The organism is Sphingomonas gei (assembly GCF_004792685.1).
GTDB classification, from domain to species: Bacteria; Pseudomonadota; Alphaproteobacteria; order Sphingomonadales; family Sphingomonadaceae; genus Sphingomonas; species Sphingomonas gei.
This window is the reverse complement of sequence record NZ_SRXT01000005.1, coordinates 415,882-437,476: the sequence shown is the minus strand read 5'-3', so window position 1 is coordinate 437,476 and position 21,595 is coordinate 415,882. Positions and strand designations below refer to the sequence as shown.

Below are 21,595 nucleotides of genomic sequence, written 5' to 3'. Positions count from 1 at the left end.
TCGGCTTGCGCCGCTACAACAGGCTCCCCTGCGCCCCGGCCTGGTGCGAGGTGCGCATCTCGACTCGCGATGCTTTCTTCACCGGACTGATCAGCGGCGGCAGGTTCGGCTTCCGGCCCATGAACAATTCGGCCAGCGTCACGAATTGGAGCGCCGGGAACCGGCCGAACTCGGTCTCGATCACCGGCTGCGACGCCGCCTCGTCGCGCATGCCCTTGGTCGGCATACCCTTGAGCACGAACAGGCCGAAGCGATGCCGGTCGCGCTCCATCACTCGGCCGAGGTCGCGCACCATGTTGGGATTGACGTTCCCTCCGGCCTTGACGCTGATCACTCCGGTCTCGATCCGCCCCTTGGCGGCGAGATAATTGAACCAGCCATCGACCCCCTTGTCGCCGCCCTTCTTCTCGCGCGGATAGCCGCCGACCTGCCACGACACCCATTGCTGGAACTGATGCGGATCCTCCTCCGCCAGCCGCTCGGCGCTCGCCAGATCCTTGGGCACGCCGATCGTCTCGAACTGGATGCCGGGATAGCCATGCCGCATCCGGTCTTCGATCATGCCGATCGCGATATGGGTTACGTCGATCCCGATCCATCGGCGCCCGAGCTTTTGCGCGGCATCGACTGCGGTGCCGCAGCCGCAAAACGGGTCGAGCACCACATCGCCGGGGTTGGACGAAGCCGCGATGATCCGCTCGAGCAAGGCGCGGGGCTTTTGGGTGGGGTAGCCGAGCCTTTCCTGGGCATTTGCCGACAATGGCGGGATATCGGTCCACAGCGATTGCAAGCGAGCACCCTGACTTTCGTCCTCGTACATTTTGAGGCGGAGAGCGCCGCCTACCTTCGTCGGAAAGTGCAGTCGGTCTTCCTGATCATAGCGTTTCATGCGCTCGATGTTGCACGACCATCCGTTGGGGTGGGGCTGATAGGTCACCCCGTTCCGCGCAGCGTAGGGATAATGGAGATTGGGGCGGATGCTCGGATTTCGCAGCGTCACCGACTGCCAGCGTCGTCCGTCGGAGTCCGACTGCGTATAGACCTTGTCCGCCCTCTCAGCCGGCATCCGGGTGTAGAGCTGATTCCAGACGAAGCCTTTCGTCTTCGAGTAGAAGTAGATCGTGTCGGTGACGTCGCCATAGCCGCGCGAGACGTTGCCGTGCGCGAAGGTGCGCTTCCAGATAATCTCGTTCCGGTAATTGTCCGCGCCGAACACGGCATCCAGCACCAGCTTGAGAGCGTGGCTCGCGGTCGAGTCGCAGTGGAGATAGAGCGAGCCGGTCGGCTTGAGTACGCGGTGCAGTTCGACCAGCCGCACCGCCATCATCGCCAGATACGCCATCCGTGGCGAGTCGCCGAGCGCGTCGTGCATCGCGCGCGCCATCACTTGCAGCGAGCGGTTGGTGCCGCAATCGATGTCCAGCAACGCGCTCTTCGATGCCTCGCCCCAGGTCCAGCTATCGTCAAAGGCTTGGATGCTGGCATCGGCACTCTCGCCTTTCGCCGGCTTGAAAACCAAGTTGTAGCTGGTTTCGGAGTTGAACGGCGGATCCAGATAGACGAGATCGACGCTCTCATCGCGCACATGCGCGCGAAGAACATCAAGATTGTCGCCGTAATATAATCTGTTGCCCAACCAGCGCCCCCTCGCCAAGGGGAAAACTGCTAAAGGGAGGGCAGCTGTGTTCTAGATGGACACGCATCCGTTTTCGAACGGAACACGATCTGTTGCATCCAGAACGGAGTATCGACTGAAATGTCGATCGTCGACCGGCGCGCCGATTTATGCGCGATCTAGCCGTGAAAGCATGATGATCTATGCCAGTTCAGATAACGCGGGTGCGGCCGATGCGCCGCCGCTTTGGGCAACCGCGCCTTGCGATCCGGAAAGATAAGGCGCTCGACACTTTCGAGGTCGTTGATCTTCCGCGACAGCAGAATGTCGCCGGCGTCGCTCAGCGAAATCAGCCCGCGATCGAACATCCAGTGGATCGTGCCGGATAGCGCGATGCCGTTGTCGACGGCATCCGGACCACCTGCATCCACGCTCATGATATGGGCGGCCTCCGTCTCGGCCCTCCCTCCCCCATTGAGCAGCTTCATGCCGGTCAGCGCACAGCGCGAGCCGTATGCCTCGAGCACGCGCTTGCGGAATTGGCGGTCACGCACCGTCCGATTGACGAGCATCGTCGTGCGATCGATCGGACCTTGCCAAGGGGTGACGTCCTCCGCCACCCGGGGCGCGAGAGTCATTTCCTCGCTCGCGTCGGTTCGCGGCAACAACGCTTCCTCCTTCACCAGGCCAAACTCCAGGATCCGGTCGAGGTCGGCGCGTGAAAGCGTGCGGACGGGTTGCACGGCGCGATCGTCGTCCAGTCGGCCGTCGATCGTCATCAGGCCGCGCTCGACGATCGCGCCGTCGAGTTCGAACGGCACGGGACGGCCGAATTCCAGATACGTGCCGCGGGCGATCCGCGCGAGGAACGCCCCGTCGCGATCCGGGTCGGAATCGATCCGCTCCACCCGTGCAGCCGCATGATAGTCCCCGCCGGGCGCTGGTCCCGACGCCTGATAGACGATCCACTGGTCGGTCATGCGTGTGGCGCTCTGCAACCACCGCTCCTGAAAACGATAGCAGAGTTCCGGCAATTCGCCGGATTCCGGATGCGGCGCGAGCTGGAAGACTCCGTTGACGGGGGTAACCACCTCCTGCTGCGGCATGGCGCCGAGCCAGCGATATGTGCCTCGTTCCAGGAATTCGATCAGGCCTCCATCGCGAAGCTGTTGCAGCTCGCGCCCCAAAGTCTGAGTCGGCGTGAGACCCGATGTCCGCGTTTCGGCTTCGATCGTGCCGAGTTGCGACGCGATGAACGCCTTGCGGGTGAACACGGGCGAACCGGTTCTGGCGATGTGACGCTGGATCGCTTTCCTCACCGCTTCACTCCAGATCGGCATGCCTCAGCCCCCCCCAGTTTCGGGATCGATACCGCGGGATCAGTTCGGCCGAAAGCGTCTCCCGCCTGCCGAAGGTCTCGGGCAGATCTGATTTATGCAACGCGCCAGACTTGAGATAGCGCACCCGCCCGCCCATCTCTCAGGGCTAGTGATTCCAGCGGAACGGATATAGAACACCCCCATGTCCCTTACCCACATCTCCGTCCGCGGCGCGCGCGAGCACAATCTCAAGAACGTCGATATCGACATCCCCCGCGACACGCTCACCGTGATCACCGGCCTGTCGGGCAGCGGCAAGTCGAGCCTCGCCTTCGACACCATCTATGCCGAGGGCCAGCGCCGTTACGTCGAGTCGCTGTCGGCCTATGCGCGCCAGTTCCTCGAGCTGATGCAGAAGCCCGATGTCGATCATATCGAAGGGCTCAGCCCGGCGATCTCGATCGAGCAGAAGACCACCAGCCGCAATCCGCGCTCGACGGTCGCGACGGTCACCGAGATCTACGATTATATGCGCCTGCTCTGGGCGCGCGTCGGCATTCCGTACAGCCCGGCCACCGGCCTGCCGATCGCCGCGCAGACCGTCAGCCAGATGGTCGACCGCGTCCTCGCGCTCCCCGAGAGCAGCCGCCTGCTCCTCCTCGCCCCCGTCGTCCGCGGCCGCAAGGGCGAGTATCGCAAGGAGCTCGCCGAGTGGCAGAAGGCCGGCTTCCAGCGCGTCCGCATCGACGGCGAGACCTATCTGATCGAGGACGCGCCCGCGCTGGACAAGAAGTACAAGCACGACATCGAGGTGGTGGTCGATCGCCTGGTGGCAGGCGGCGACATCGCCACGCGGCTGGCCGAGAGTTTCGAGACTGCGCTCAAGCTCGCCGAGGGGCTGGCCTATGTCGACCTGGTCGACGCCGTCGCCCCCGGCCGCGAGAACGACACCCAGGACGCCGGCGCGATGAAGAATGCCGGCATCCCCGCCAATCGCATCGTCTTCTCCGAGAAGTTCGCCTGCCCGGTCAGCGGCTTCACCATCGCCGAGATCGAGCCGCGGCTATTCTCGTTCAACGCCCCGCAAGGTGCCTGCCCGGCGTGCGACGGCCTTGGCGAGAAGCTCGAATTCGACGAGGATCTCGTCGTCCCCAATCACGATCTGACGATCAAGAAGGGCGCGATCGTCCCCTGGGCCAAGTCCAACCCGCCCTCGCCTTATTACATGCAGGTGCTCGGCAGCCTCGCGCGCGAACTCGGCTTCAGCATCGACGCGCCCTGGGCCGAGCTCCCGCCCGAGATCCATTACGCCATCCTCCACGGCACCCGCGGCAAGCCGGTCACGCTCACCTTCGTCGACGGCCGCAAGAGCTACGACGTCAAGAAGCCGTTCGAAGGCGTGATCGGCAACCTCAACCGCCGCATGCTCCAGACCGAATCCGCCTGGATGCGCGAGGAGCTCAGCAAGTACCAGGCTTCGCACCCCTGCGAGGTCTGCGAAGGCGCCCGCCTCAAGCCCGAAGCGCTCGCGGTCAAGATCGGATCACGCGACATCTCCAGCGTCACCCGCCTGTCGGTGGTCGACGCGCTCGCTTTCTTCGCCACCCTCCCCGACCAGCTCACCCCGCAGAGCAAGGAGATCGCCCGCGCGATCCTCAAGGAGATCGACGAGCGGCTCGGCTTCCTCAACAATGTCGGGCTCGATTATCTCAACCTGAACCGCACCAGCGGCACCCTCTCCGGCGGCGAATCGCAGCGCATCCGCCTCGCCTCGCAGATCGGCAGCGGCCTCTCCGGCGTGCTCTACGTCCTCGACGAGCCGAGCATCGGCCTCCACCAGCGCGACAACGACATGCTCCTCAAGACGCTGCGCCGGCTGCGCGATCTCGGCAACACCGTGATCGTCGTCGAGCATGACGAGGACGCGATCCGCACCGCCGACTACGTCATCGACATGGGCCCCGGCGCCGGCGTCCATGGCGGCGCGATCGTCGCGCACGGCAGCCTGGAGGACGTCCTCGCCAACGAGGACAGCATCACCGCCGACTATCTCACCGGCCGCCGCGAAGTCCCGTTGCCGGCCAAGCGCCGCAAGGGCAACGGCAAGAAGCTGACGGTGCACAACGCCACCGCCAACAATCTCACCGGCGTCACCGCCAGCATCCCGCTGGGCACCTTCACTTGCATCACCGGCGTCTCGGGCTCGGGCAAGTCGAGCTTCACGATCGACACGCTCTACGCCGCCGCCGCGCGCCAGCTCAACGGCGCGCGCATCCTGGCGGGCAAGCACGACAGGATCACCGGGCTCGAATATCTCGACAAGGTGATCGACATCGACCAGTCGCCGATCGGCCGCACCCCGCGCAGCAACCCCGCCACCTATACCGGCGCCTTCACTCAGATCCGCGACTGGTTCGCCGGCCTGCCCGAGAGCCAGGCGCGCGGCTACAAGCCCGGCCGCTTCAGCTTCAACGTCAAGGGCGGCCGCTGCGAGGCGTGCACCGGCGACGGGCTGCTCAAGATCGAGATGCACTTCCTCCCCGACGTCTACGTCACCTGCGACGTCTGCCACGGCCAGCGCTACAACCGCGAAACCCTGGAAGTGAAGTTCAAGGGCCGCAGCATCGCCGACGTGCTCGACATGACCGTCGAGGACGCGTTCGAGTTCTTCAAGGCGGTCCCGCCGATCCGCGACAAGATGGCGATGCTCGCCGAAGTCGGGCTCGGCTATGTCAAGGTCGGCCAGCAGGCGACGACGCTCAGCGGCGGCGAGGCGCAGCGCGTCAAGCTCGCCAAGGAACTCGCCCGCCGCGCCACCGGCCAGACGCTCTATATTCTCGATGAACCTACCACCGGCCTCCATTTCGAGGACGTCCGCAAACTCCTCGAAGTCCTCCACGCGCTGGTCGAGCAGGGCAACACCGTGGTGGTGATCGAGCATAATCTCGACGTCATCAAGACCGCCGACTGGATCCTCGACCTGGGGCCGGAGGGCGGCGTCAAGGGCGGCGAGATCGTCGCGCAGGGCACGCCGGAAGTGGTGGCGAAGGAGCCGCGGAGTTTTACCGGGCGGTATCTGGCGCCGCTGCTGGAGCGGGGGAAGGGCGCGAAACAAGCGGTGGCGGCGGAGTGAGGGCTGCTGATGCCTCTTTCTCCGTTCAGTTTTGGCGTCACCATTTTCTGAACGTAGATTGGCTGCATCAACTTGAAGACGCAGCTAGTCACGACCTTAACGGTCGTGAAATTTTAGTAAGAGAATATTTACCCGAAAGCTTTCTCGATAAGGTTTCAATCACCGTTAGGCCAATTACCGATGAAGAGTCACGCCTTAATGGACGCTCCCTTGCGTCCAAAACCCATCGCGCCGTAGAATTTAGTTTGTTTGGTTATGACATAGGACGGCTAAAAGATATCTATGATTCCATGGATGAAAATTATCCTCTCACTTTCCATGAGTTTTCTGGATACACTATTACATCTGAACTAGAACGATTTTGTCACATCGTACTGTTTCTTGCCAGCGTTTGCTACGCATCGGCCGTGCATTACGACCTACCTATTTGCCGGTTTAATGATGATGATTTCGGAACTAGCTCATTCGAGATTTTAAGCATCCACCGGACTCCGGACGCTTTTGACTTTCTCTCTGCGCCAATCACCTCTCCGGTTAACTTAGATACCATTCTTCTTTGGAGCAAAAAGTGCTCCGGTATTTGGTCAGGATCTGCAAGGACCCGTGTAGAGAAAGCAATGAGCTTTTTCTCTCACACGACATCACCCTCATCCGGAGGCAACGATGTCACTCGTCTGATTTGGGCTACCGCAGCTCTTGAAGCGCTAGTTTGCGACAATAATAATAGTATTTCCAATCAATTAAAGAAGAGATTGCCACTTCTTTCTAGTGAAATAAAATTCACAAATTTGAATAAGCAAATTCGAAATGCCTACGGATTTAGATCTCGCTTACTTCACGGAGATTTACCAGTTCCTAATGCATTTTTAGATGGTTCGGACAGTTCGTTTGAGTCTGATGAGGTTTGGATACATGGCCACTTTCTACAAATCTTGCTGATTTCTTGTCTATGGACTGCCGTCATACATGATGCCATCGATTTTGACTTCAATGAACAACTGAGGCTAGGCTAACCTGTGGGGTGTTAGGTCTGTCCGGCGGTTCTAAGCCGCGCTCCGAGTCACAGGTGCCGCGCCCAATGCTCTTCCGCCACAATCGAAATGGGCAAACCGACGTCTCGCCACTCGCATGCCTGTAAGATCTTGTTGCCGAACGACGAATGCTTCCACGATGATGTGGCATAGGCGCCGATTACCAGCACGTTCGTGCTCTTCCGCAGCCCACCGCAGCTTCCACCACGCGCCTCGACGGCCTGCTCGCAATATTTGCGCTGGCCGTAGTTGAAGGTGCCGGTGAAACAGTAGCTTGTACCCGTGAACGTCAGCACTGGCGCGGGGTCGCACAGCGGCAACCCAGTCGGCTTCAGGACTTCACCTAGTTCAAAATCGCGGTTTGCAAAGCGATTGAGCGTGTCGAGCAGCTCACTGCATTCCTCCGCATCGGCTACACCGTCGCGAAGGATCGCATTAACGCGATCATACAGGGTCCTCACGACCGGCTGGTCGCTGATGTCTACATTGGCTGCCAGCCACTTTTGCAGGAACTCGACTTCGGTTTGGTTAAGTTGCCCGTCGGCCGCAACCCCACGAGCGATGCCAATCAGTTCATCGATCTGACGAGAGGTAATTCGGTCTCCGCCTAGCTTGTTATGCAGTGCCTCATTGGACATCTTAGGCCCTCCCCAACTTGTATGCTGCTACCAATTTCGAGTTACATCAATACAGACCCCTCCATGTCCCCGGCAAAAGCGCTGTCGCACGAGAACGGTCGAGAGCAGCTATCACCCCTCACCCATGATACTCCCGATACAGCGCCCGCAGCGTCGCCTCGGCCTGTTTCAGCCCGAGCAAAGGCGAGAACATCCGGTTGACGTTGTCGGGCGGCACGATCACGTGCCAGCCGCACGCGCGGCAGCGTATGTCCGCGTGCTGGCGCTTGCTCTTGAAGTCGAGGATGACGCGCACGGTGGTATCGGCCATCCGCATCCGAGAGCATAAAGCGAACGATTCCCGAAGCCTCTGCCCCCGGTCATCCCCGGGATTCACAGCCTCCGCGCCCATCCCTTCCCGCAGTCACCCTCCCGCGCTATATTCCACGCATGACCAAGCTCTCGCCCATCGAGTCGGAATTCGCGACGACCGAAGAGGCCGAAGCCTATGATGCATGGTTCCGCGCGAAGGTAGAGGCGCGCATGGCGTCCAAGGCGCCCGGCATCCCGCATGACGAAGTCATGGCCCGGATGCAGGCCATTATCGATCGCCGCGCAGACGGCGGATGATCCCGCCGGTCTGGCACCCCGGGGCGCTGGAGGATCTCGAGGCGATCGTCGACTTCATCGAAGTGCGTAATCCGCTTGCTGCCCGCACGATCGGCGAGGCAATTCGCCGCACCGCCGATCGCCTGCCGGAACATCCCTATATGTATCGTCGCGGCCGCGTGCCAGGCACCCGCGAAGCGCTCGTCCATCCGAACTACATCCTGGTGTACCGCGTCACGGAGATCATCGAAGTGATCGCCGTCCTCCACGCCCGCCAGCAATACCCCTGACCACACCACCGCTCGCCGCACGCCCGCACCCTCCCCGCCGCTCGCGCGTTCTCCTGCCACGCCCGCGCATCCCGCGCCCGTACAGGAGCAGTCCCCATGAGCATCTTCGGCAGCATCAAGGACGCCATTTTCGGCCACAAGGCCGCCGCCAAGCCCGCCGCGCCCGCGCAGGCCGCCCCCCAGGCACCCCAGACCCCGGCAATGCCGCAGATGCAGCAATCCGCCGCCCCCGCCGGCCCGGTCGATGTCGAGAACGTGCTGATGGTGTTCGAGACCGAGCGCGGCACCTCGGACCTCAACTGGCGCACCTCGATCGTCGACCTGATGAAGCTGGTCGGTCTCGATTCGAGTCTCGACAACCGCAAGGCGCTCGCCACCGAGCTCGGCTATACCGGCGCTACCGACGGCTCGGCCGAAATGAACATCTGGCTGCACAAGGCAGTGATGCGCGAGCTCGAAAAGAGCGGCGGCACAGTCCCGGCCAGCCTCAAGGACTGAGACCCGGCTCGCACGCCTTAAAGAAGAAGCGGTTCACGCAAAGGCGCGAAGGCGCCAAGGGCCCGCCGCCAGCCCGCAGCGCCGCGTCAGCGGCAGATAATCGGCACGATCGGCTATCTGCCGCGCCGCGGCGCTTTCCCGGCCCTCTTCGCGTCCTCGCGTCTTCGCGTGAACAATCCTTCTTCAACCCCTCATAGCTGCGCATACGCGTCAGATTGACACCTCCCAAAACAAGAACAAACCGCGAACTTTTCGCTTTCCTACAACCCCCGTTCCGGCATATCTGGCGAGTCCTCCGAGTCGAAACCGCATGAGGACACGCCCATGAACGCCCAGACCGCGATCCTGCCCGCCGACGATACCGACGACATCGGCTTCGAAGCCCCCCGCCCCATCGATTACGCCGCGTTCCACGGCTTCAGCCCCGGCGGCGCGGCGCGCTACGAGGGCTGGACGCCCGACAAGCAGCGAACCTTCCTCGAGGCGCTGTCCGAGGGCCACACCGTCGTCCAGGCTGCGGCGATCGTCGGGCTCTCCAAGCAATCGGCCTATGCGCTGCGCCAGAGCCCGCGCGGGCAGAGCTTCGCGCTCGGCTGGCAGGCGGCGGTGCTGCTCGCGCGCAATGCGCTGGCCGACGAGTTGATGGAGCGCGCGTTCAAGGGGACGCGCGAAACCCTCACCCGCAACGACGGCAGCATCGTCACCCGCCACCGCCACGACAATCGCCTCGCGATGGCGATGCTCAACCGCCTCGACCGGATGGCGAGCCAGGCCGAGCCCGCCGCCGCCGCGGCGCGGCTGATCGCCACCGACTTCGCCCAATATCTCGAGCTGATCGGCCGCGACGCGGGGCCGGCGCGCGCCGGCGTCTTCCTCGGCGCCCGCGTCGAGCCCGCCGGCAACGACGATCTCGCGCCGATCCGCGCGCTCGCCCGCGCCGACAAATGGCTGCGCACCCACACCGACATCGCCGAGCCGGTCGTCACCGCCGATCTCGACCCCGCCGAGCGCGCCACCTGGAACGGCGAGCAATGGAACCGCGCCGAGGCCGCCGGGCTGGTCAAGCTCGCCCCCGAAAACCCCGTTTCGAGTCAAGCGAGTCAACCGCCGATCACCGACCGCAGTCTCCCGGTATGGTGGGACGAGATCGCCGACGAATGGCGCACCTGCTTTCCGCCGCCCGAGGATTTCGACCGCGAGGAGGACGGCGAATATGGCGATGGCGACTATGCTCGCGCGCTGAGCCGCGACGAGGAGGCCGCGCTGGTGGCGGTCGACGACAGGGTGATCGCGCGGCAGCGCCGGGTCGAATGGGCCAGACGCGACGCCTGGCTCGCCGCGCTCGCGCAGGAAGCCGCCGCTCTCGACGCCGAGGACGCGGCCGAGTCGGCGGCGCCGGATCCCGATATTCCGGCGCCCGACTTGTAAGATCCGGTGCTTCTTCCCATAATAGGGAAAGCGCCCGCCGCATCGCGGCTGTTCCGATGGAACTCCGGCGCCCTTCGTTCCTTGTCCGAGCGTACGAACGTGCATCGCCCTTCACCGGCGCGTGCGTCGTGCAACCGGCCGGCATTTGCCGCGCGGGACGATCTTCAGAACCCCAATTGGAATCAGAATGAACTTTTTCACGCATATCGAAGATACCCAGATCACCCGCGGCGCGCGCACTGCGTTCGACGCCTTCGTACCCGTTCACCGCCGCCTCTTCCCGATCGAGCCGTGCCCGCGCGAAATCGCCCGCGCCGCCGTTCGCGAAGTGCTCGGCTGAGCTGCTCCGGGGCGCGGCTGCTGCCGTGCCCTGCTTGGCTTTTCGCGCGCCCCAGGTGGCGCGCGCGATTGGCAAAATCCGCGGCGTCATGCTATGCCGCGACTCACCACCGGCACGCTGTTTCGTAAGCGCCGGGTGGCTGAGAGACAGGACCCGTGCTCCCGCTTACTGATGTTCAGGAGCTTGCAATGGACCTAGATTATTTGAATCGGCGCCATGCCGACGAAGTCGCCCGCGCGGCCGCCGCGGCGAGTGCGCCGGCCCGGATCGCCCACCAGAAACTGGCGCGGAGCTATGCCGCCCGCATCGCCGCCAAGATGCGCGTCGCCACCCCGGCTAGCGCTTCGTGAAGATCGCCGCGACCAGCGCGATGCGGTCGACTTCGGCATAAGCCGGCTGGTCGAGCTCCTCCCCGAAGATGTCGGGGTCGAGCTCGCGGTAGCGCAGATCGCATCCCTCCGCGTGCGCGAGCGCTGCCAGCGCCGCGCCGAGCGGATCCTCGCCGCGGACGATCGCGCTGCCGGTATAGAGGATGAGCCTACCGCCGGATGCCAGCCGCCGCGCTGCCATGGCGGCCATGTCGACCGACACCTGCCCGCCGAGCATCCCGCCGCCGTCGCGGTAGGTCCGGGCGCCATGGTCGATGATATAGGGCGGATTGGCCAGCGCCAGGTCGATCGGCTCGGCGATCGCATCGAGCGTGGGGCTTTCGACGGCGCGAACCGGGACACCCGCCGCCGCCGCGTTGATTGCCGCCAGCCGCAGCGCCGCCGGGTTGACGTCGGTCATCCACACCCCCGCGCCAGGGCACAGCTTCGCCGCGACCAGTGCGCCCACGCCGGAGCCGGTGCCGATATCGACGATGACGGCCCCCGGCGGGGTCGGCGCGCCGCCGAGTTCGGCTTCGATCAAATCGGCGAACCGGTAGCTGTCCGGCCCGAAGAACACCGAATCCGCCGCGTCGGTCGGATATGCCGAATGCAAATAGAGCGCGTCCTTGAGCCGCGACACCCGGAACCGGCTGCGATACATCCCGTCCGCCGTCGCCGCCAAAGCGCCCCCGGCCTCGAGCAACCCGAGCAGTTCGGCGTCGACCAGCGACGCCGCGAACGGCAGGCTCCAGCCCAGCACGTCCTCCAGATCCCGCGCCGCGCCGCGGTCCGGGCGGGCAAGTACGCGAGCATGCGTCGCCGGCGTCGGCGTGACGAAACGATAGTCTCGTCGCCGCAACGCTTCGACAAGCTGGACCAGCGCTGCATCGGTTCGGGTCATCATATCTCCAGGCACAAAAAAGCCCGCGGAGCCAAAGGGCTCAACGCGGGCTTCCTTTGATGGTGGGCGTGGCAAGGATTGAACTTGCGACCCCTGCGATGTCAACACAGTGCTCTACCACTGAGCTACACGCCCCCAAGGAGGGCGCGCTTTAGCGAGGCTTTCGGCCCCGCGCAAGCGCCTCCGACCGCTAAATCAATTGAACCCCGCATTCTCCGACTGGAACATGCGATCTACCTCGAGCACGAGGTCGCGCAAGTGGAACGGCTTGGAGAGCACCCGTGCCTGCGGAACCTGCTTTTCGGCCTTGAGCGTCACCGCCGCGAAACCGGTGATGAACATCACTCGCATCTCCGGCGCCATCTCGCTGGCCCGCTGGGCGAGTTCGATCCCATCCATCTCGGGCATGACGATATCGGTGAGGAGCAGGTCGAATCGTTCGGCCTCGAGCAAGGGAATCGCCTCGGTCCCACGATCCACTGCGCTGACCGCATAGCCCGAGCGTTCGAGCGCGCGGGTGAGGTATTCCCGCATCACGCGGTCATCCTCGGCCAGCAGAATCCGGATCATCACTACCCCAACCAATCTAAGGCGCCATTCTATGCGCAAAGCCTTTAAAAATTTCCAGCAAGTTTACTACTGGCGATTGCTGACAAGGCGTGCCGTGCCTAGGCAGGGACCAGTGACGAGCATGTCCTCCTTTGTACGCAACGGCCCGCTCGAGCCGGCCACGCCGGTCGTGCTGTCGGTGCCGCATGCAGGGCGCGACTACCCACTGGCGCTCCGCTCGGCACTGCGCGTCCCGCTGGCCGCGCTCAAAGGGCTCGAAGATCGCTATGCCGACGTGCTCGGGCTCGACGCCCGCCGGGCGGAAACCTTGTTCGTGGCGCAGCGCGCCCGTGCCTGGATCGATCTGAACCGCGCCGAGCACGAGCGCGATCCGCGGCTCGACGATGGTGCGGCGAGCATCGGCCACCCGCAATCCGCCAAGCTGCGCAGCGGGCTCGGGCTGGTCCCGCGCCGTGTCGGGAATTCGGGAGACATCTGGCAGCGTCGCCTGTCCTCCGACGAGGTTCAGTTGCGAATCGAAGCCGATCACCGCCCCTATCATGCCGGGATCGCCGCAGCGCTCGCCTCGGCCCGGGCGCGGTTCGGCGTGGCGGTGCTGATCGACGTCCATTCAATGCCTTCGCTGGGGCCGCCGGAAAGCGCGCCCCGCCTCGTGCTCGGCGACCGCTTCGGCAAGTCGGCGGCGGCGCGATTCACCGGCAGGATCGAAGGCGTGGCGCGAGCGCATGGAGTCGCTACTGCGGCGAACGCGCCTTATTCGGGGGGCCATATCCTTGAGCGCCACGGCGACCCAAGGCGCGGCATCCACGCGATTCAGCTCGAATTCGATCGCGGGCTCTATCTCGACGCGGCGCTGGACGGCCCGGGGGAAGGGCTGCCTGCCACAACTCGGCTGCTCCGAGCGATCATCGACGCGGTTACTGACGAAGCCCTGCCCAGCGCGCTCGCCGCCGAATAAAAAACCACCTCGTGCGCGAGGCACGAGGTGGCCAAGGTTCAGGGAGGAGACACGCCCGAAGGCGTGTCACACGGCGTCGTGAAAGGGGGGACACGATGCCGTACCAAGCAATATAGTTGAGCAGCCAAAGAGTTCAAGGCCGTGCGAGGAACCGTGCCTGACCGACGTGCAACCGATCGCGCGCTCAGATAAGTGGGCATGAAATAGCCGCTAGCGGGTCAAGCGCCCATCAGACGATAGCCGACGCCGGGCTCGTTGCGGATCAGCGAGGTTGTGGGGTCTCCTCCCTCGAGTTTTCTACGCACACCCCGCGCAGCGACGCGGAGATACTCCACATCGCGCTCGTGTCCGGGACCCCAGACGCCGCGGAGCAACTGGACGTGCGTCACCACCCGACCCGGATGCTTGGCGAGTTCGGCGAGAAAGCCGAACTCTTTCGGGGTCAGGTGAACCTCCTCACCGTCCCTGCGGACCAACCGGGCCGCGAGGTCGATTTCGATTTCGCCGAGCCGAACCACCGGCGCCGCGGCCTCTACCGACAGACGGTGCCGCAGCGCGGTTCGCACCCGCGCCAGCACCTCCTCGGTGTCGAAGGGCTTGGTGACGTAATCGTCGGCGCCAAGATCGAGCGCAGTCACCTTCTCCTCGGTGGCGTCGCGTGCCGAAACCACGATCACTGTGGCACCCGCGGCCTTGATCAGAGGTACGAGTTCCAGCCCGTCGCGGTCGGGGAGGCCCAGATCGAGCAACACTGCCTCTGGCTTGTCGATCTGCACGGCGGTGAGCGCCTCGCGCGCGTTGCCCGCCTCGCTGACGCGGTAGCCGGCGCGCGTCAGGCTGGCGCCGAGCAAACGACGGATCGCGGGCTCGTCGTCGACCACCAATATCATCGCTCGCTGGCTCATTCGCTCGGCATGCTCTTTGTGAGATGCGCTTCGGGAATGTGAAGCGTGAAGCAGGCACCCGAACGATCGCTGCGGTTCGCAGCGCTGACCGTGAGGCCCATCGCCTCGGCAAAGCCCTTGACGATCGCGAGGCCCAGCCCCGTGCCGCCCTTGCGGTCGGATCCCTCGATCCGCGCGAACGTCTCGAAGATCCGGACTTCCTCTCCGGGCGGCAGGCCGGGACCATCGTCGAGCACGCTCAACGTCAGCGCACCGGGCTGGCGCCGAGCCGCGACGGTGATCGGCGAGCCCGTATCGCCATATTTGGCGGCGTTCTCGAGCAAGTTGATCAGACAGTGATGGAAGAGCTGCGGATCGACCGTGACGAAGGGCAATTCGGGCGAGATATCGAGCTGGATGGCATGCCCCTCGAGCGTGCGCCGCAAATCGTGCACCGCCGATGCGACGGCGTCGGCGAGGTCCACCGGCTCGATCGACTGGCGCAGCGCGCCCGACTCGATGCGGACCATGTCGAGCAGGTTTGCGACGAACCGGTGCAGCCGTTCGGCCTCGCCGCGCGCCGCGGTGAGCTGCCCGGCCTGCTCGTCGGAGGCGGGACGCATCTCGGCGAGCATGCCTAGAATCGTCGTCAGCGGCGTGCGCAGGTCATGGCTTACCGAGGAGAGCAAGGCCGCGCGCAGCCGGTCGCGCTCCTTGAGCTGGGTCACTGTCGCCATCTCGGCCTCGAACGCGATCCGTTCGAGTGCGAGCGAGGCCTGATCCAGCAGGCTCAGCAGCAGCGGCAGCTGATCCGAGCGGATCCGCGATGCGTCCGAACGCGCCAGCCCCATCACCCCGAGCACCCGACCGCCCGCCGCTAATGGGTGGAACAGCCATTCCGACGCGGTCAATGTATCCGACCCCCGCCCGGCAGGCGTGTTGTGATCGAACGCCCAGCGCGCCGCAGCCTGTTCGATTGCCTCCAGCCGGTCCTCGGGAGGGACGGCGGCGATGAGCGCAAGTTCGCCATGCACGGGCAGTAGCAACACCGCATTGGCATCGATCAACCGGCCGACTTCTGCACAGAGAAGCTGGCCGAGTTCGTCGCGCTTGCTCACCGCGGTCAGCTGGCGGGCGAAGCCCGCGAGCGAGCTGTTCTGCGCGGCGCTGCGCTGGGCGAGCATCGCCTGATCGCGCACCCGCGCGGCGAGCTGGCTGCTGACCACCGCGACTGCGAGCAGCACCAGGACGGTCAGGATGTTCTGTGGATCCTGGATCGTGAACGTGCGCGTCGGCGGGATGAAGAAGAAGTTATAGGCGAGCGACGAGACCAGCCCGGTGACCACCCCCGTCCGCACGCCGTAGCGAGTCGCCGCGACCATCACCGGCAAAAGATAGAGCAGCCCGATATTAGTGATGTTGCCCGCCGCGAGGATGCTCGCGCCGAGTAGCGTCACCAGCAGCACGAGCCCGAATGCGACGAGATAGCCTGCAGGCTTTCCCCATCCGCTTCCCTTCCGTCGCGGCGTACGGTCGCCCACGGCCGGCACGCTCTCGGCCATCGGCAGCACATGCACGGCAATCCCCGGCGTCTCGCGCACCAGCCGATCGACCACCGAACCGTGGCGCAGTTCGAACCAGCGCGAGCGCATCGACTTGCCGACGATCAGCTGCGTTGCCCGCGCCTCGGTGGTGAAACGCTTGAGGCCTTCGAGCACCGATACTGCCGGCACCGAGGCAACCTGCCCGCCGAGCTGGGTAGCCAGATGCAGCGTCGCGGCGAGCCGCGCATTCTCGGCATCGTTGAAGCGGCTGGTGCGCGGCGTCTCAATGTAGACCGCGGTCCAGGGCGCACGCAACGCATCGGCAATTCGCTTGGCCGCGCGCACCAGCTCGACGGCCCCGGGAAGCTCGCTCACCGCGACCACCAGCCGCTCGCCCCCCGCCCAGGTACCGGCGAGCGCGTGCGCGCGGAGGTAATCGAGCATCTGCGCATCGACTGCCTGTGCCGCACGCCGCAGTGCGAGTTCGCGTAGTGCCGACAGGTTCGATTTGGAGAAGAAATGCCCGAGCGCACGGCTCGCTTCCTCGGGCACATAGACCTTGCCTTCCTTGAGCCGCTCGATCAGCTCGTCGGGCGGGATATCGACGACTTCGATCTCGGCGCTTTCGAGCAGGCGATCCGGCAGCGTCTCACGCACCCGCACCTTGGTGAACGAGGCGACGACGTCGTTCAGGCTCTCGAGGTGCTGGATGTTGACGGTGGAATAGACGTCTATCCCCGCCGCGAGCAGCTCCTCGACATCCTGGTAGCGTTTGTCGTGCCGGCTTTCCGGCGCGTTGGTGTGCGCAAGTTCGTCGACCAGCACCAGCTGGGGACGGCGCGCGAGAATGGCGTCGACGTCGAGTTCGCCGAGCGTCCGCCCCTGATAAGGGATCTGCCGTCGCGGCACGATCTCATGGCCGTGCACCAGCGCCTCGGTCTCGGCGCGGCCGTGAGTCTCGACGATGCCGATCACGACGTCGACGCCTGCGCGTTTCCGCGCCGCGCCTTCGTTGAGCATCTCATAGGTCTTGCCGACGCCGGGGGCAGCGCCGAGGAAGACCTTCATACGGCCGAGGCCCTCCTGCGCGGCGGCGCGCAGAAGGGCTTCGGGGTCGGGACGGCCGTCCTTTGGATCAGGTTCGTTCACTCGGGGGCTTTTGCGCCTACCGGCGCCAGCCTGTCGAGCGCGCGATTGAGCGCGAGCACGTTGACGCGTGGCTCGCCGAGAAAGCCGAGCAGCGGCTTTTCGACTTGCTGCCGCACGAGCGCGTCCACCTGCCCGCGCGGCAGCCGACGGGCGCCTGCGACGCGCCTTACCTGCGAAAAAGCCGCCTCGGGGCTGATATGGGGGTCGAGCCCCGAGGCGGAGGCAGTCACCAGATCGGCGGGGACCGATGCTTCTGGTGTGTCGCGATTCGCGATGAGGTCAGCCTTGATGCGATCGGCGAGCGTCTGGCTGGTCGGGCCGAGATTCGATCCGGCCGAAGCGGTGGCGTCGTAGCCGCTGCCGGCTGCCGAAGGGCGGCCGTGAAAGTAGCGCGGCGCCGAAAAGCCCTGCCCGAGCAGCTCCGAGCCGATCACTTGGCCGTTCTCGCGGATCAGGCTGCCATTGGCCTGGGCCGGGAACGCGACTTGTCCGATTCCGGTGAGCAGCGCCGGATAAGCAAGCCCGAGCAGGGCCGCGAACAGGATTGTCAGGACGATCGCAGGGCGAAACGCAGTGGTGAAGTCCTTGAGCATGTTTCTTTCCTCAGGCGAGGTGGAGGCCGGCAACGACGAGGTCGATCGCCTTGATCCCGATGAACGGCGCGATCAGCCCGCCAAGGCCGTAGATTGCGAGATTGCGCGCGAGCAGCGGCCCCGCGGCCATCGGCTTGTAGGTCACGCCCCGCAGCGCGAGCGGCACCAGGCACGGGATGATCAGCGCATTGAAGATGATCGCCGAGAGGATCGCCGATTGCGGCGATGCCAGCCCCATCACGTTGAGCACGCCGAGCCCCGGATAGAGCGCGACGAACATCGCCGGGATGATCGCGAAATACTTCGCCACGTCATTGGCGACCGAGAAGGTGGTCAGCGCGCCGCGCGTCATCAGCAACTGCTTGCCGAGGCCGACCACTTCGATGAGCTTGGTCGGATCGCTGTCGAGATCGACCATGTTGCCCGCTTCGCGCGCGGCCTGCGTCCCTGTGTTCATTGCGACGCCGACATCGGCCTGGGCGAGCGCGGGGGCATCGTTGGTGCCGTCGCCGCACATCGCGACCAGCTTGCCGCCCTGCTGCTCCTTGCGGATCAGCGCGAGCTTGTCCTCGGGTGTCGCCTCGGCGAGGAAATCGTCGACGCCGGCTTCGGCGGCGATCGCGGCGGCGGTGAGCGGGTTGTCGCCGGTGATCATCACCGTGCGGATGCCCATCCGGCGCAGTTCGGCGAAGCGCTCGCGCACCCCCGCCTTGACCACGTCCTTGAGTGCCACGATGCCGAGCAGCCGCCCGTCCTGCGCCACCGCGAGCGGCGTCTGGCCGGAGCGGGCGACTTCGTCGGTGATCCGGCGCAGCTCGGTCGCCGCGGCGGTTTCGCCCGCGCCGGGATTGGCGCGGAGCACGGCATCGACCGCGCCCTTCTGGATCAGGCTGTCGCCGGTGCGCACGCCGGAGAGGCGAGTCTGCGCGGTAAACGGGATGATCTCGGCTCCGTCGGGCAATGCCTCGCGCGACTGGCCGTACCGACTGTGGCTCAGCGCGACGATCGAGCGGCCCTCCGGAGTCTCGTCGGCAAAGCTGGCGAGCAATGCCGCGCTTGCAAGCGTATCGATCGGAACTCCCGCGAGCGGGCGAAACTCGCTAGCCGCGCGGTCGCCGATCGTGATGGTCCCGGTCTTGTCGAGCAGGAGCACGTCGACATCGCCCGCCGCCTCGACCGCGCGGCCCGATTTGGCGAGCACGTTGAAACGCACCAGCCGGTCCATTCCCGCGATGCCGATCGCCGAGAGCAAGGCGGCGATCGTCGTCGGGATCAGGGTGATCAGCAGCGCGGCGAGGATCGCCACCGGAATGCTCCCCCCGGCATAGCTTGCGAAGCTGGGGATCGTCGCGACGGCGATCAGGAAGATGATCGTCAGCCCGACCAGCAGGATCGTCAGCGCGATCTCGTTGGGAGTCTTCTGGCGCTCAGCCCCTTCTACCAACGCGATCATCCGGTCGAGAAAGCCCTGACCGGGCTCCTGCGTCACGCGGACCTTGATCTGGTCGGAGATCACGCGGGTGCCGGCAGTGACCGCCGAACGGTCGCCGCCCGCCTCGCGGATCACCGGTGCGCTCTCGCCGGTGATCGCGGCTTCGTTTACCGATGCGACGCCTTCGATCACTTCGCCGTCGGCAGGGATCAGGTCGCCGGTCTCGACCAGTACGATCTGTCCCTTCTGGAGCTGCGAGGCGGGCACGGTCTTGCCGTCCGGCAGCTTTGCGGTCAGCTCGGATTTCGCGGCGCGCAGCGATGCCGCCTGGGCACGCCCCCTGCCCTCCGCCAGGGCCTCGGCGAAGGTGCCGAACAGCACCGTCAGCCACAGCCAGACGATCAGCTGGAGCTGGAACGGTATCGACAGCGCCTCGCCGCCGATCGCGAGCAGCACGGTGAGCAGGAGCGCCACCACCGCAGTGGTGAACAGCACCGGGTTCTTCACCAGCGCGGCCGGGCTGAGCTTCCTGAAGGCATCGCCGATCGCCGGACCGACGAGCTTTGCCGAGAACATCGAAGTTGGAGTCGTCATGGGAATTGCCTTCAGAAGAGCTGGCCGTGGATCATCGCGAGATGATCGGCGACGGGTCCGAGCGCGAGGCTGGGGAGGAAGGTCAGCCCGCCGACGATCAGGATGATCCCGACGAGCAGCCCGATCCACAGCGCGCCGGTGGTCGGGAAAGAGCCGGCGGTGGCGGGCGTGTATTTCTTCGCCGCGAGACTGCCTGCGATGGCGAGCACCGGCACGATCACGAAGAAGCGCCCGATCCACATCGCAACGCCGAGCAGGCCATTGTAAAAGGGCGTCCCCGCGGTCAGCCCGGCAAAGGCGGAGCCATTGTTCGCAGTCGCCGAGCTGAATGCGTAGAGGATCTCGGAAAAACCGTGCGGGCCCTTGTTGAGCGGCCCGGCCAGCCCCTGCGGCAGCACCGTCGCGAGCGCGGTGAAGCCGAGGATGCACAAGGGCAGCACCGCGATCGCCAGCACCGCGAGCTTGACTTCGCGGCCCTCGATCTTCTTGCCGACATATTCGGGGGTACGGCCCACCATCAGCCCCGCGACGAACACCGCGAGCAATGCATAGAGCAGAAAACCGTAGATTCCGGCACCAACGCCGCCGACGACGATCTCGCCGAGCTGCATGTTGAACAGCGGGATCATCCCGCCGAGCGCCGTGAAGCTGTCGTGCATCGCATTGACTGCACCGCACGAAGCCGCAGTGGTGACCACCGAGAAGAGCGCGCTCGCGGCCACGCCGAAGCGGACTTCCTTGCCCTCCAGATTACCCCCGGCGGTGCCGAGCTGGTGGATCAACGGGTTGCCCGCGGCCTCCTGCCAATACGTCACGCCGACGCCGGCAAGGAACAGGATCATCATCGCGGCGAGAATCGCCCAGCCCTGGCGCGGATTGCCCACTGCCTTGCCGAAGGTCCAGGTCAGCCCGACGCCGATCACGAAGATCGACAGCATCTGGACGAGATTGGTCAGTGCGCTCGGATTCTCGAACGGATGCGCGCTGTTGGCGTTGAAGAAGCCGCCACCATTGGTGCCGAGCATCTTGATCGCCTCTTGCGAAGCGACCGGGCCCAGCGCGATCGTCTGCTTGGCGCCTTCGAGCGTGGTCGCATCGATCGAGCCGAGGAAGGTCTGCGGCACGCCGCTCGCGATCAGATAGAGCGCGTAGACAAGGCAGATCGGGACCAGCAAATAGAGCGTCACTCGCGTCATATCGGCCCAGAAATTGCCGACCGTCCCCGTCTCGCGCCGCGCGAAACCCCGGAACAGCGCGAAGGCGACGGCGATGCCCGTCGCGGCGCTGAGGAAATTATGAATCGTCAGCCCGAGCATCTGACTGAGGTGCGAAAGCGCGACTTCGCCCGAATACCATTGCCAGTTGGTGTTGGTGGTGAAGCTGATCGCGACGTTCATCGCCCCGTCCGCGCCGAGCCCGGCAAGCCCGCGCGGGTTCATCGGCAACACGCCCTGGAGCCGCAGCACTGCATAAGTGAACAGCAGCAATGCGAGCTGGAACAGCAGCATGTGGATTGCGTAGCGCCGCCAGCCCATCTCGGCGGCGGGGTCGACCCCGCCGAGCCGGTAAAAACCGCGCTCGATCGGGCCCAGCACCACGTGCAGCGGGGTGCGCCGCCCTTCGTAAAGCGCAAACAGCCACAATCCCATCGGCTTGGCGAGTCCGACGAGAATGGCGACGAAGACGAGTATCAGTGTCCAGCCCTGGAGAGTCATTGCG

Annotated in this window: 20 protein-coding genes and 1 tRNA gene; 9 read left to right on the top strand and 12 right to left on the bottom strand. The window is 65.0% G+C overall.

Annotation, left to right across the window (positions count from 1 at the left end; all coding sequences use genetic code 11):
* Nucleotides 1-13: 13 nt before the first annotated feature.
* Complete coding sequence (locus E5A73_RS14835; RefSeq protein WP_240700206.1) at nucleotides 14-1,585, bottom strand: DNA methyltransferase; 1,572 nt, start codon at nucleotides 1,583-1,585, stop codon at nucleotides 14-16.
* A gap of 209 nt (nucleotides 1,586-1,794) precedes the next feature.
* On the bottom strand, nucleotides 1,795-2,955 hold the full coding sequence (locus E5A73_RS14830; protein ID WP_240700205.1) for an HNH endonuclease: 1,161 nt from the start codon (nucleotides 2,953-2,955) through the stop codon (nucleotides 1,795-1,797).
* Nucleotides 2,956-3,136: 181 nt separating this feature from the next.
* Here E5A73_RS14830 and uvrA point away from each other — a divergent pair, with 181 nt between their 5' ends.
* Entirely contained in the window at nucleotides 3,137-6,067 is a 2,931-nt protein-coding gene (gene uvrA, locus E5A73_RS14825) for an excinuclease ABC subunit UvrA (protein WP_135964599.1), read from the top strand.
* Complete coding sequence (locus E5A73_RS14820; RefSeq protein ID WP_135964598.1) at nucleotides 6,064-7,080, top strand: HEPN domain-containing protein; 1,017 nt, start codon at nucleotides 6,064-6,066, stop codon at nucleotides 7,078-7,080. Before uvrA ends, E5A73_RS14820 begins: the two co-directional genes overlap by 4 nt.
* A gap of 47 nt (nucleotides 7,081-7,127) precedes the next feature.
* Here E5A73_RS14820 and E5A73_RS14815 read toward each other — a convergent pair whose 3' ends face one another.
* Both E5A73_RS14815 and E5A73_RS14810 read right to left on the bottom strand, forming a co-directional pair.
* Entirely contained in the window at nucleotides 7,128-7,736 is a 609-nt protein-coding gene (locus E5A73_RS14815; protein WP_135964597.1) for a BRCT domain-containing protein, read from the bottom strand.
* Between the two features lie 118 nt (nucleotides 7,737-7,854).
* Nucleotides 7,855-8,046: a hypothetical protein gene (locus tag E5A73_RS14810; protein ID WP_135964596.1), complete on the bottom strand. Its 192-nt coding sequence runs from the start codon at nucleotides 8,044-8,046 to the stop codon at nucleotides 7,855-7,857.
* Nucleotides 8,047-8,165: 119 nt separating this feature from the next.
* Here E5A73_RS14810 and relB point away from each other — a divergent pair, with 119 nt between their 5' ends.
* The 6 genes from relB (at nucleotide 8,166) to E5A73_RS21430 (ending at nucleotide 11,230) form a co-directional block, all read left to right on the top strand.
* Nucleotides 8,166-8,345 (top strand): type II toxin-antitoxin system RelB family antitoxin, encoded by a 180-nt coding sequence (relB, locus tag E5A73_RS14805; RefSeq protein ID WP_135964595.1) that lies wholly within the window; start codon nucleotides 8,166-8,168, stop codon nucleotides 8,343-8,345.
* Complete coding sequence (locus E5A73_RS14800) at nucleotides 8,342-8,614, top strand: type II toxin-antitoxin system RelE/ParE family toxin (RefSeq protein WP_135964594.1); 273 nt, start codon at nucleotides 8,342-8,344, stop codon at nucleotides 8,612-8,614. Before relB ends, E5A73_RS14800 begins: the two co-directional genes overlap by 4 nt.
* A gap of 96 nt (nucleotides 8,615-8,710) precedes the next feature.
* The gene (locus E5A73_RS14795; RefSeq protein ID WP_135964593.1) at nucleotides 8,711-9,112 is read left to right on the top strand and encodes a DUF3597 domain-containing protein; all 402 of its coding nucleotides are present in this window, start codon (nucleotides 8,711-8,713) and stop codon (nucleotides 9,110-9,112) included.
* Nucleotides 9,113-9,436: 324 nt separating this feature from the next.
* On the top strand, nucleotides 9,437-10,540 hold the full coding sequence (locus tag E5A73_RS14790; RefSeq protein WP_135964592.1) for a hypothetical protein: 1,104 nt from the start codon (nucleotides 9,437-9,439) through the stop codon (nucleotides 10,538-10,540).
* A 187-nt stretch (nucleotides 10,541-10,727) separates the two neighbouring features.
* Nucleotides 10,728-10,880 (top strand): hypothetical protein, encoded by a 153-nt coding sequence (locus tag E5A73_RS21435; protein ID WP_168355942.1) that lies wholly within the window; start codon nucleotides 10,728-10,730, stop codon nucleotides 10,878-10,880.
* 188 nt (nucleotides 10,881-11,068) lie between these two features.
* On the top strand, nucleotides 11,069-11,230 hold the full coding sequence (locus E5A73_RS21430) for a hypothetical protein (RefSeq protein ID WP_168355941.1): 162 nt from the start codon (nucleotides 11,069-11,071) through the stop codon (nucleotides 11,228-11,230).
* On the opposite strand, the gene E5A73_RS14785 is transcribed toward E5A73_RS21430, so the two are convergent.
* From E5A73_RS14785 to cpdR, 3 genes are all read right to left on the bottom strand, one after another.
* On the bottom strand, nucleotides 11,217-12,152 hold the full coding sequence (locus E5A73_RS14785) for a methyltransferase (protein WP_240700204.1): 936 nt from the start codon (nucleotides 12,150-12,152) through the stop codon (nucleotides 11,217-11,219). The two genes, E5A73_RS21430 and E5A73_RS14785, sit on opposite strands and share 14 nt — an antisense overlap.
* A gap of 60 nt (nucleotides 12,153-12,212) precedes the next feature.
* A tRNA-Val gene (locus E5A73_RS14780) sits at nucleotides 12,213-12,287 on the bottom strand.
* A 60-nt stretch (nucleotides 12,288-12,347) separates the two neighbouring features.
* Nucleotides 12,348-12,722, bottom strand: a complete 375-nt coding sequence (cpdR, locus tag E5A73_RS14775) for a cell cycle two-component system response regulator CpdR (RefSeq protein ID WP_135964590.1) — start codon at nucleotides 12,720-12,722, stop codon at nucleotides 12,348-12,350.
* A gap of 121 nt (nucleotides 12,723-12,843) precedes the next feature.
* Here cpdR and E5A73_RS14770 point away from each other — a divergent pair, with 121 nt between their 5' ends.
* On the top strand, nucleotides 12,844-13,680 hold the full coding sequence (locus E5A73_RS14770; RefSeq protein ID WP_135964642.1) for an N-formylglutamate amidohydrolase: 837 nt from the start codon (nucleotides 12,844-12,846) through the stop codon (nucleotides 13,678-13,680).
* Between the two features lie 218 nt (nucleotides 13,681-13,898).
* On the opposite strand, the gene E5A73_RS14765 is transcribed toward E5A73_RS14770, so the two are convergent.
* Genes E5A73_RS14765 through kdpA form a run of 5 tightly spaced genes read right to left on the bottom strand, consistent with a single transcriptional unit; the run spans nucleotide 13,899 to nucleotide 21,591 of the window.
* On the bottom strand, nucleotides 13,899-14,585 hold the full coding sequence (locus tag E5A73_RS14765; protein ID WP_135964589.1) for a response regulator transcription factor: 687 nt from the start codon (nucleotides 14,583-14,585) through the stop codon (nucleotides 13,899-13,901).
* Nucleotides 14,582-17,257 (bottom strand): sensor histidine kinase, encoded by a 2,676-nt coding sequence (locus E5A73_RS14760; protein ID WP_240700203.1) that lies wholly within the window; start codon nucleotides 17,255-17,257, stop codon nucleotides 14,582-14,584. The genes E5A73_RS14765 and E5A73_RS14760 overlap by 4 nt, the downstream gene beginning before the upstream one ends.
* Entirely contained in the window at nucleotides 17,254-17,850 is a 597-nt protein-coding gene (kdpC, locus tag E5A73_RS14755) for a potassium-transporting ATPase subunit KdpC (RefSeq protein ID WP_135964588.1), read from the bottom strand. The genes E5A73_RS14760 and kdpC overlap by 4 nt, the downstream gene beginning before the upstream one ends.
* A gap of 10 nt (nucleotides 17,851-17,860) precedes the next feature.
* The gene (gene kdpB / locus E5A73_RS14750) at nucleotides 17,861-19,876 is read right to left on the bottom strand and encodes a potassium-transporting ATPase subunit KdpB (RefSeq protein WP_206366503.1); all 2,016 of its coding nucleotides are present in this window, start codon (nucleotides 19,874-19,876) and stop codon (nucleotides 17,861-17,863) included.
* Nucleotides 19,877-19,887: 11 nt separating this feature from the next.
* Complete coding sequence (kdpA, locus tag E5A73_RS14745; protein ID WP_135964587.1) at nucleotides 19,888-21,591, bottom strand: potassium-transporting ATPase subunit KdpA; 1,704 nt, start codon at nucleotides 21,589-21,591, stop codon at nucleotides 19,888-19,890.
* Between the last annotated feature and the right edge of the window lie 4 nt (nucleotides 21,592-21,595).

What these genes read in the sequence shown, in the direction of transcription:
- E5A73_RS14830 (WP_240700205.1), bottom strand. Translation starts at nt 2,955, where the DNA reads ATGCCGATCTGGAGTGAAGCGGTGAGGAAAGCGATCCAGCGTCACATC.
- uvrA (WP_135964599.1), top strand. Translation starts at nt 3,137, where the DNA reads ATGTCCCTTACCCACATCTCCGTCCGCGGCGCGCGCGAGCACAATCTC.
- E5A73_RS14815 (WP_135964597.1), bottom strand. Translation starts at nt 7,736, where the DNA reads ATGTCCAATGAGGCACTGCATAACAAGCTAGGCGGAGACCGAATTACC.
- E5A73_RS14810 (WP_135964596.1), bottom strand. Translation starts at nt 8,046, where the DNA reads ATGGCCGATACCACCGTGCGCGTCATCCTCGACTTCAAGAGCAAGCGC.
- relB (WP_135964595.1), top strand. Translation starts at nt 8,166, where the DNA reads ATGACCAAGCTCTCGCCCATCGAGTCGGAATTCGCGACGACCGAAGAG.
- E5A73_RS14800 (WP_135964594.1), top strand. Translation starts at nt 8,342, where the DNA reads ATGATCCCGCCGGTCTGGCACCCCGGGGCGCTGGAGGATCTCGAGGCG.
- E5A73_RS14795 (WP_135964593.1), top strand. Translation starts at nt 8,711, where the DNA reads ATGAGCATCTTCGGCAGCATCAAGGACGCCATTTTCGGCCACAAGGCC.
- E5A73_RS14790 (WP_135964592.1), top strand. Translation starts at nt 9,437, where the DNA reads ATGAACGCCCAGACCGCGATCCTGCCCGCCGACGATACCGACGACATC.
- E5A73_RS21435 (WP_168355942.1), top strand. Translation starts at nt 10,728, where the DNA reads ATGAACTTTTTCACGCATATCGAAGATACCCAGATCACCCGCGGCGCG.
- E5A73_RS21430 (WP_168355941.1), top strand. Translation starts at nt 11,069, where the DNA reads ATGGACCTAGATTATTTGAATCGGCGCCATGCCGACGAAGTCGCCCGC.
- E5A73_RS14785 (WP_240700204.1), bottom strand. Translation starts at nt 12,152, where the DNA reads ATGACCCGAACCGATGCAGCGCTGGTCCAGCTTGTCGAAGCGTTGCGG.
- cpdR (WP_135964590.1), bottom strand. Translation starts at nt 12,722, where the DNA reads ATGATCCGGATTCTGCTGGCCGAGGATGACCGCGTGATGCGGGAATAC.
- E5A73_RS14770 (WP_135964642.1), top strand. Translation starts at nt 12,844, where the DNA reads ATGTCCTCCTTTGTACGCAACGGCCCGCTCGAGCCGGCCACGCCGGTC.
- E5A73_RS14765 (WP_135964589.1), bottom strand. Translation starts at nt 14,585, where the DNA reads ATGAGCCAGCGAGCGATGATATTGGTGGTCGACGACGAGCCCGCGATC.
- kdpC (WP_135964588.1), bottom strand. Translation starts at nt 17,850, where the DNA reads ATGCTCAAGGACTTCACCACTGCGTTTCGCCCTGCGATCGTCCTGACA.
- kdpB (WP_206366503.1), bottom strand. Translation starts at nt 19,876, where the DNA reads ATGACGACTCCAACTTCGATGTTCTCGGCAAAGCTCGTCGGTCCGGCG.
- kdpA (WP_135964587.1), bottom strand. Translation starts at nt 21,591, where the DNA reads ATGACTCTCCAGGGCTGGACACTGATACTCGTCTTCGTCGCCATTCTC.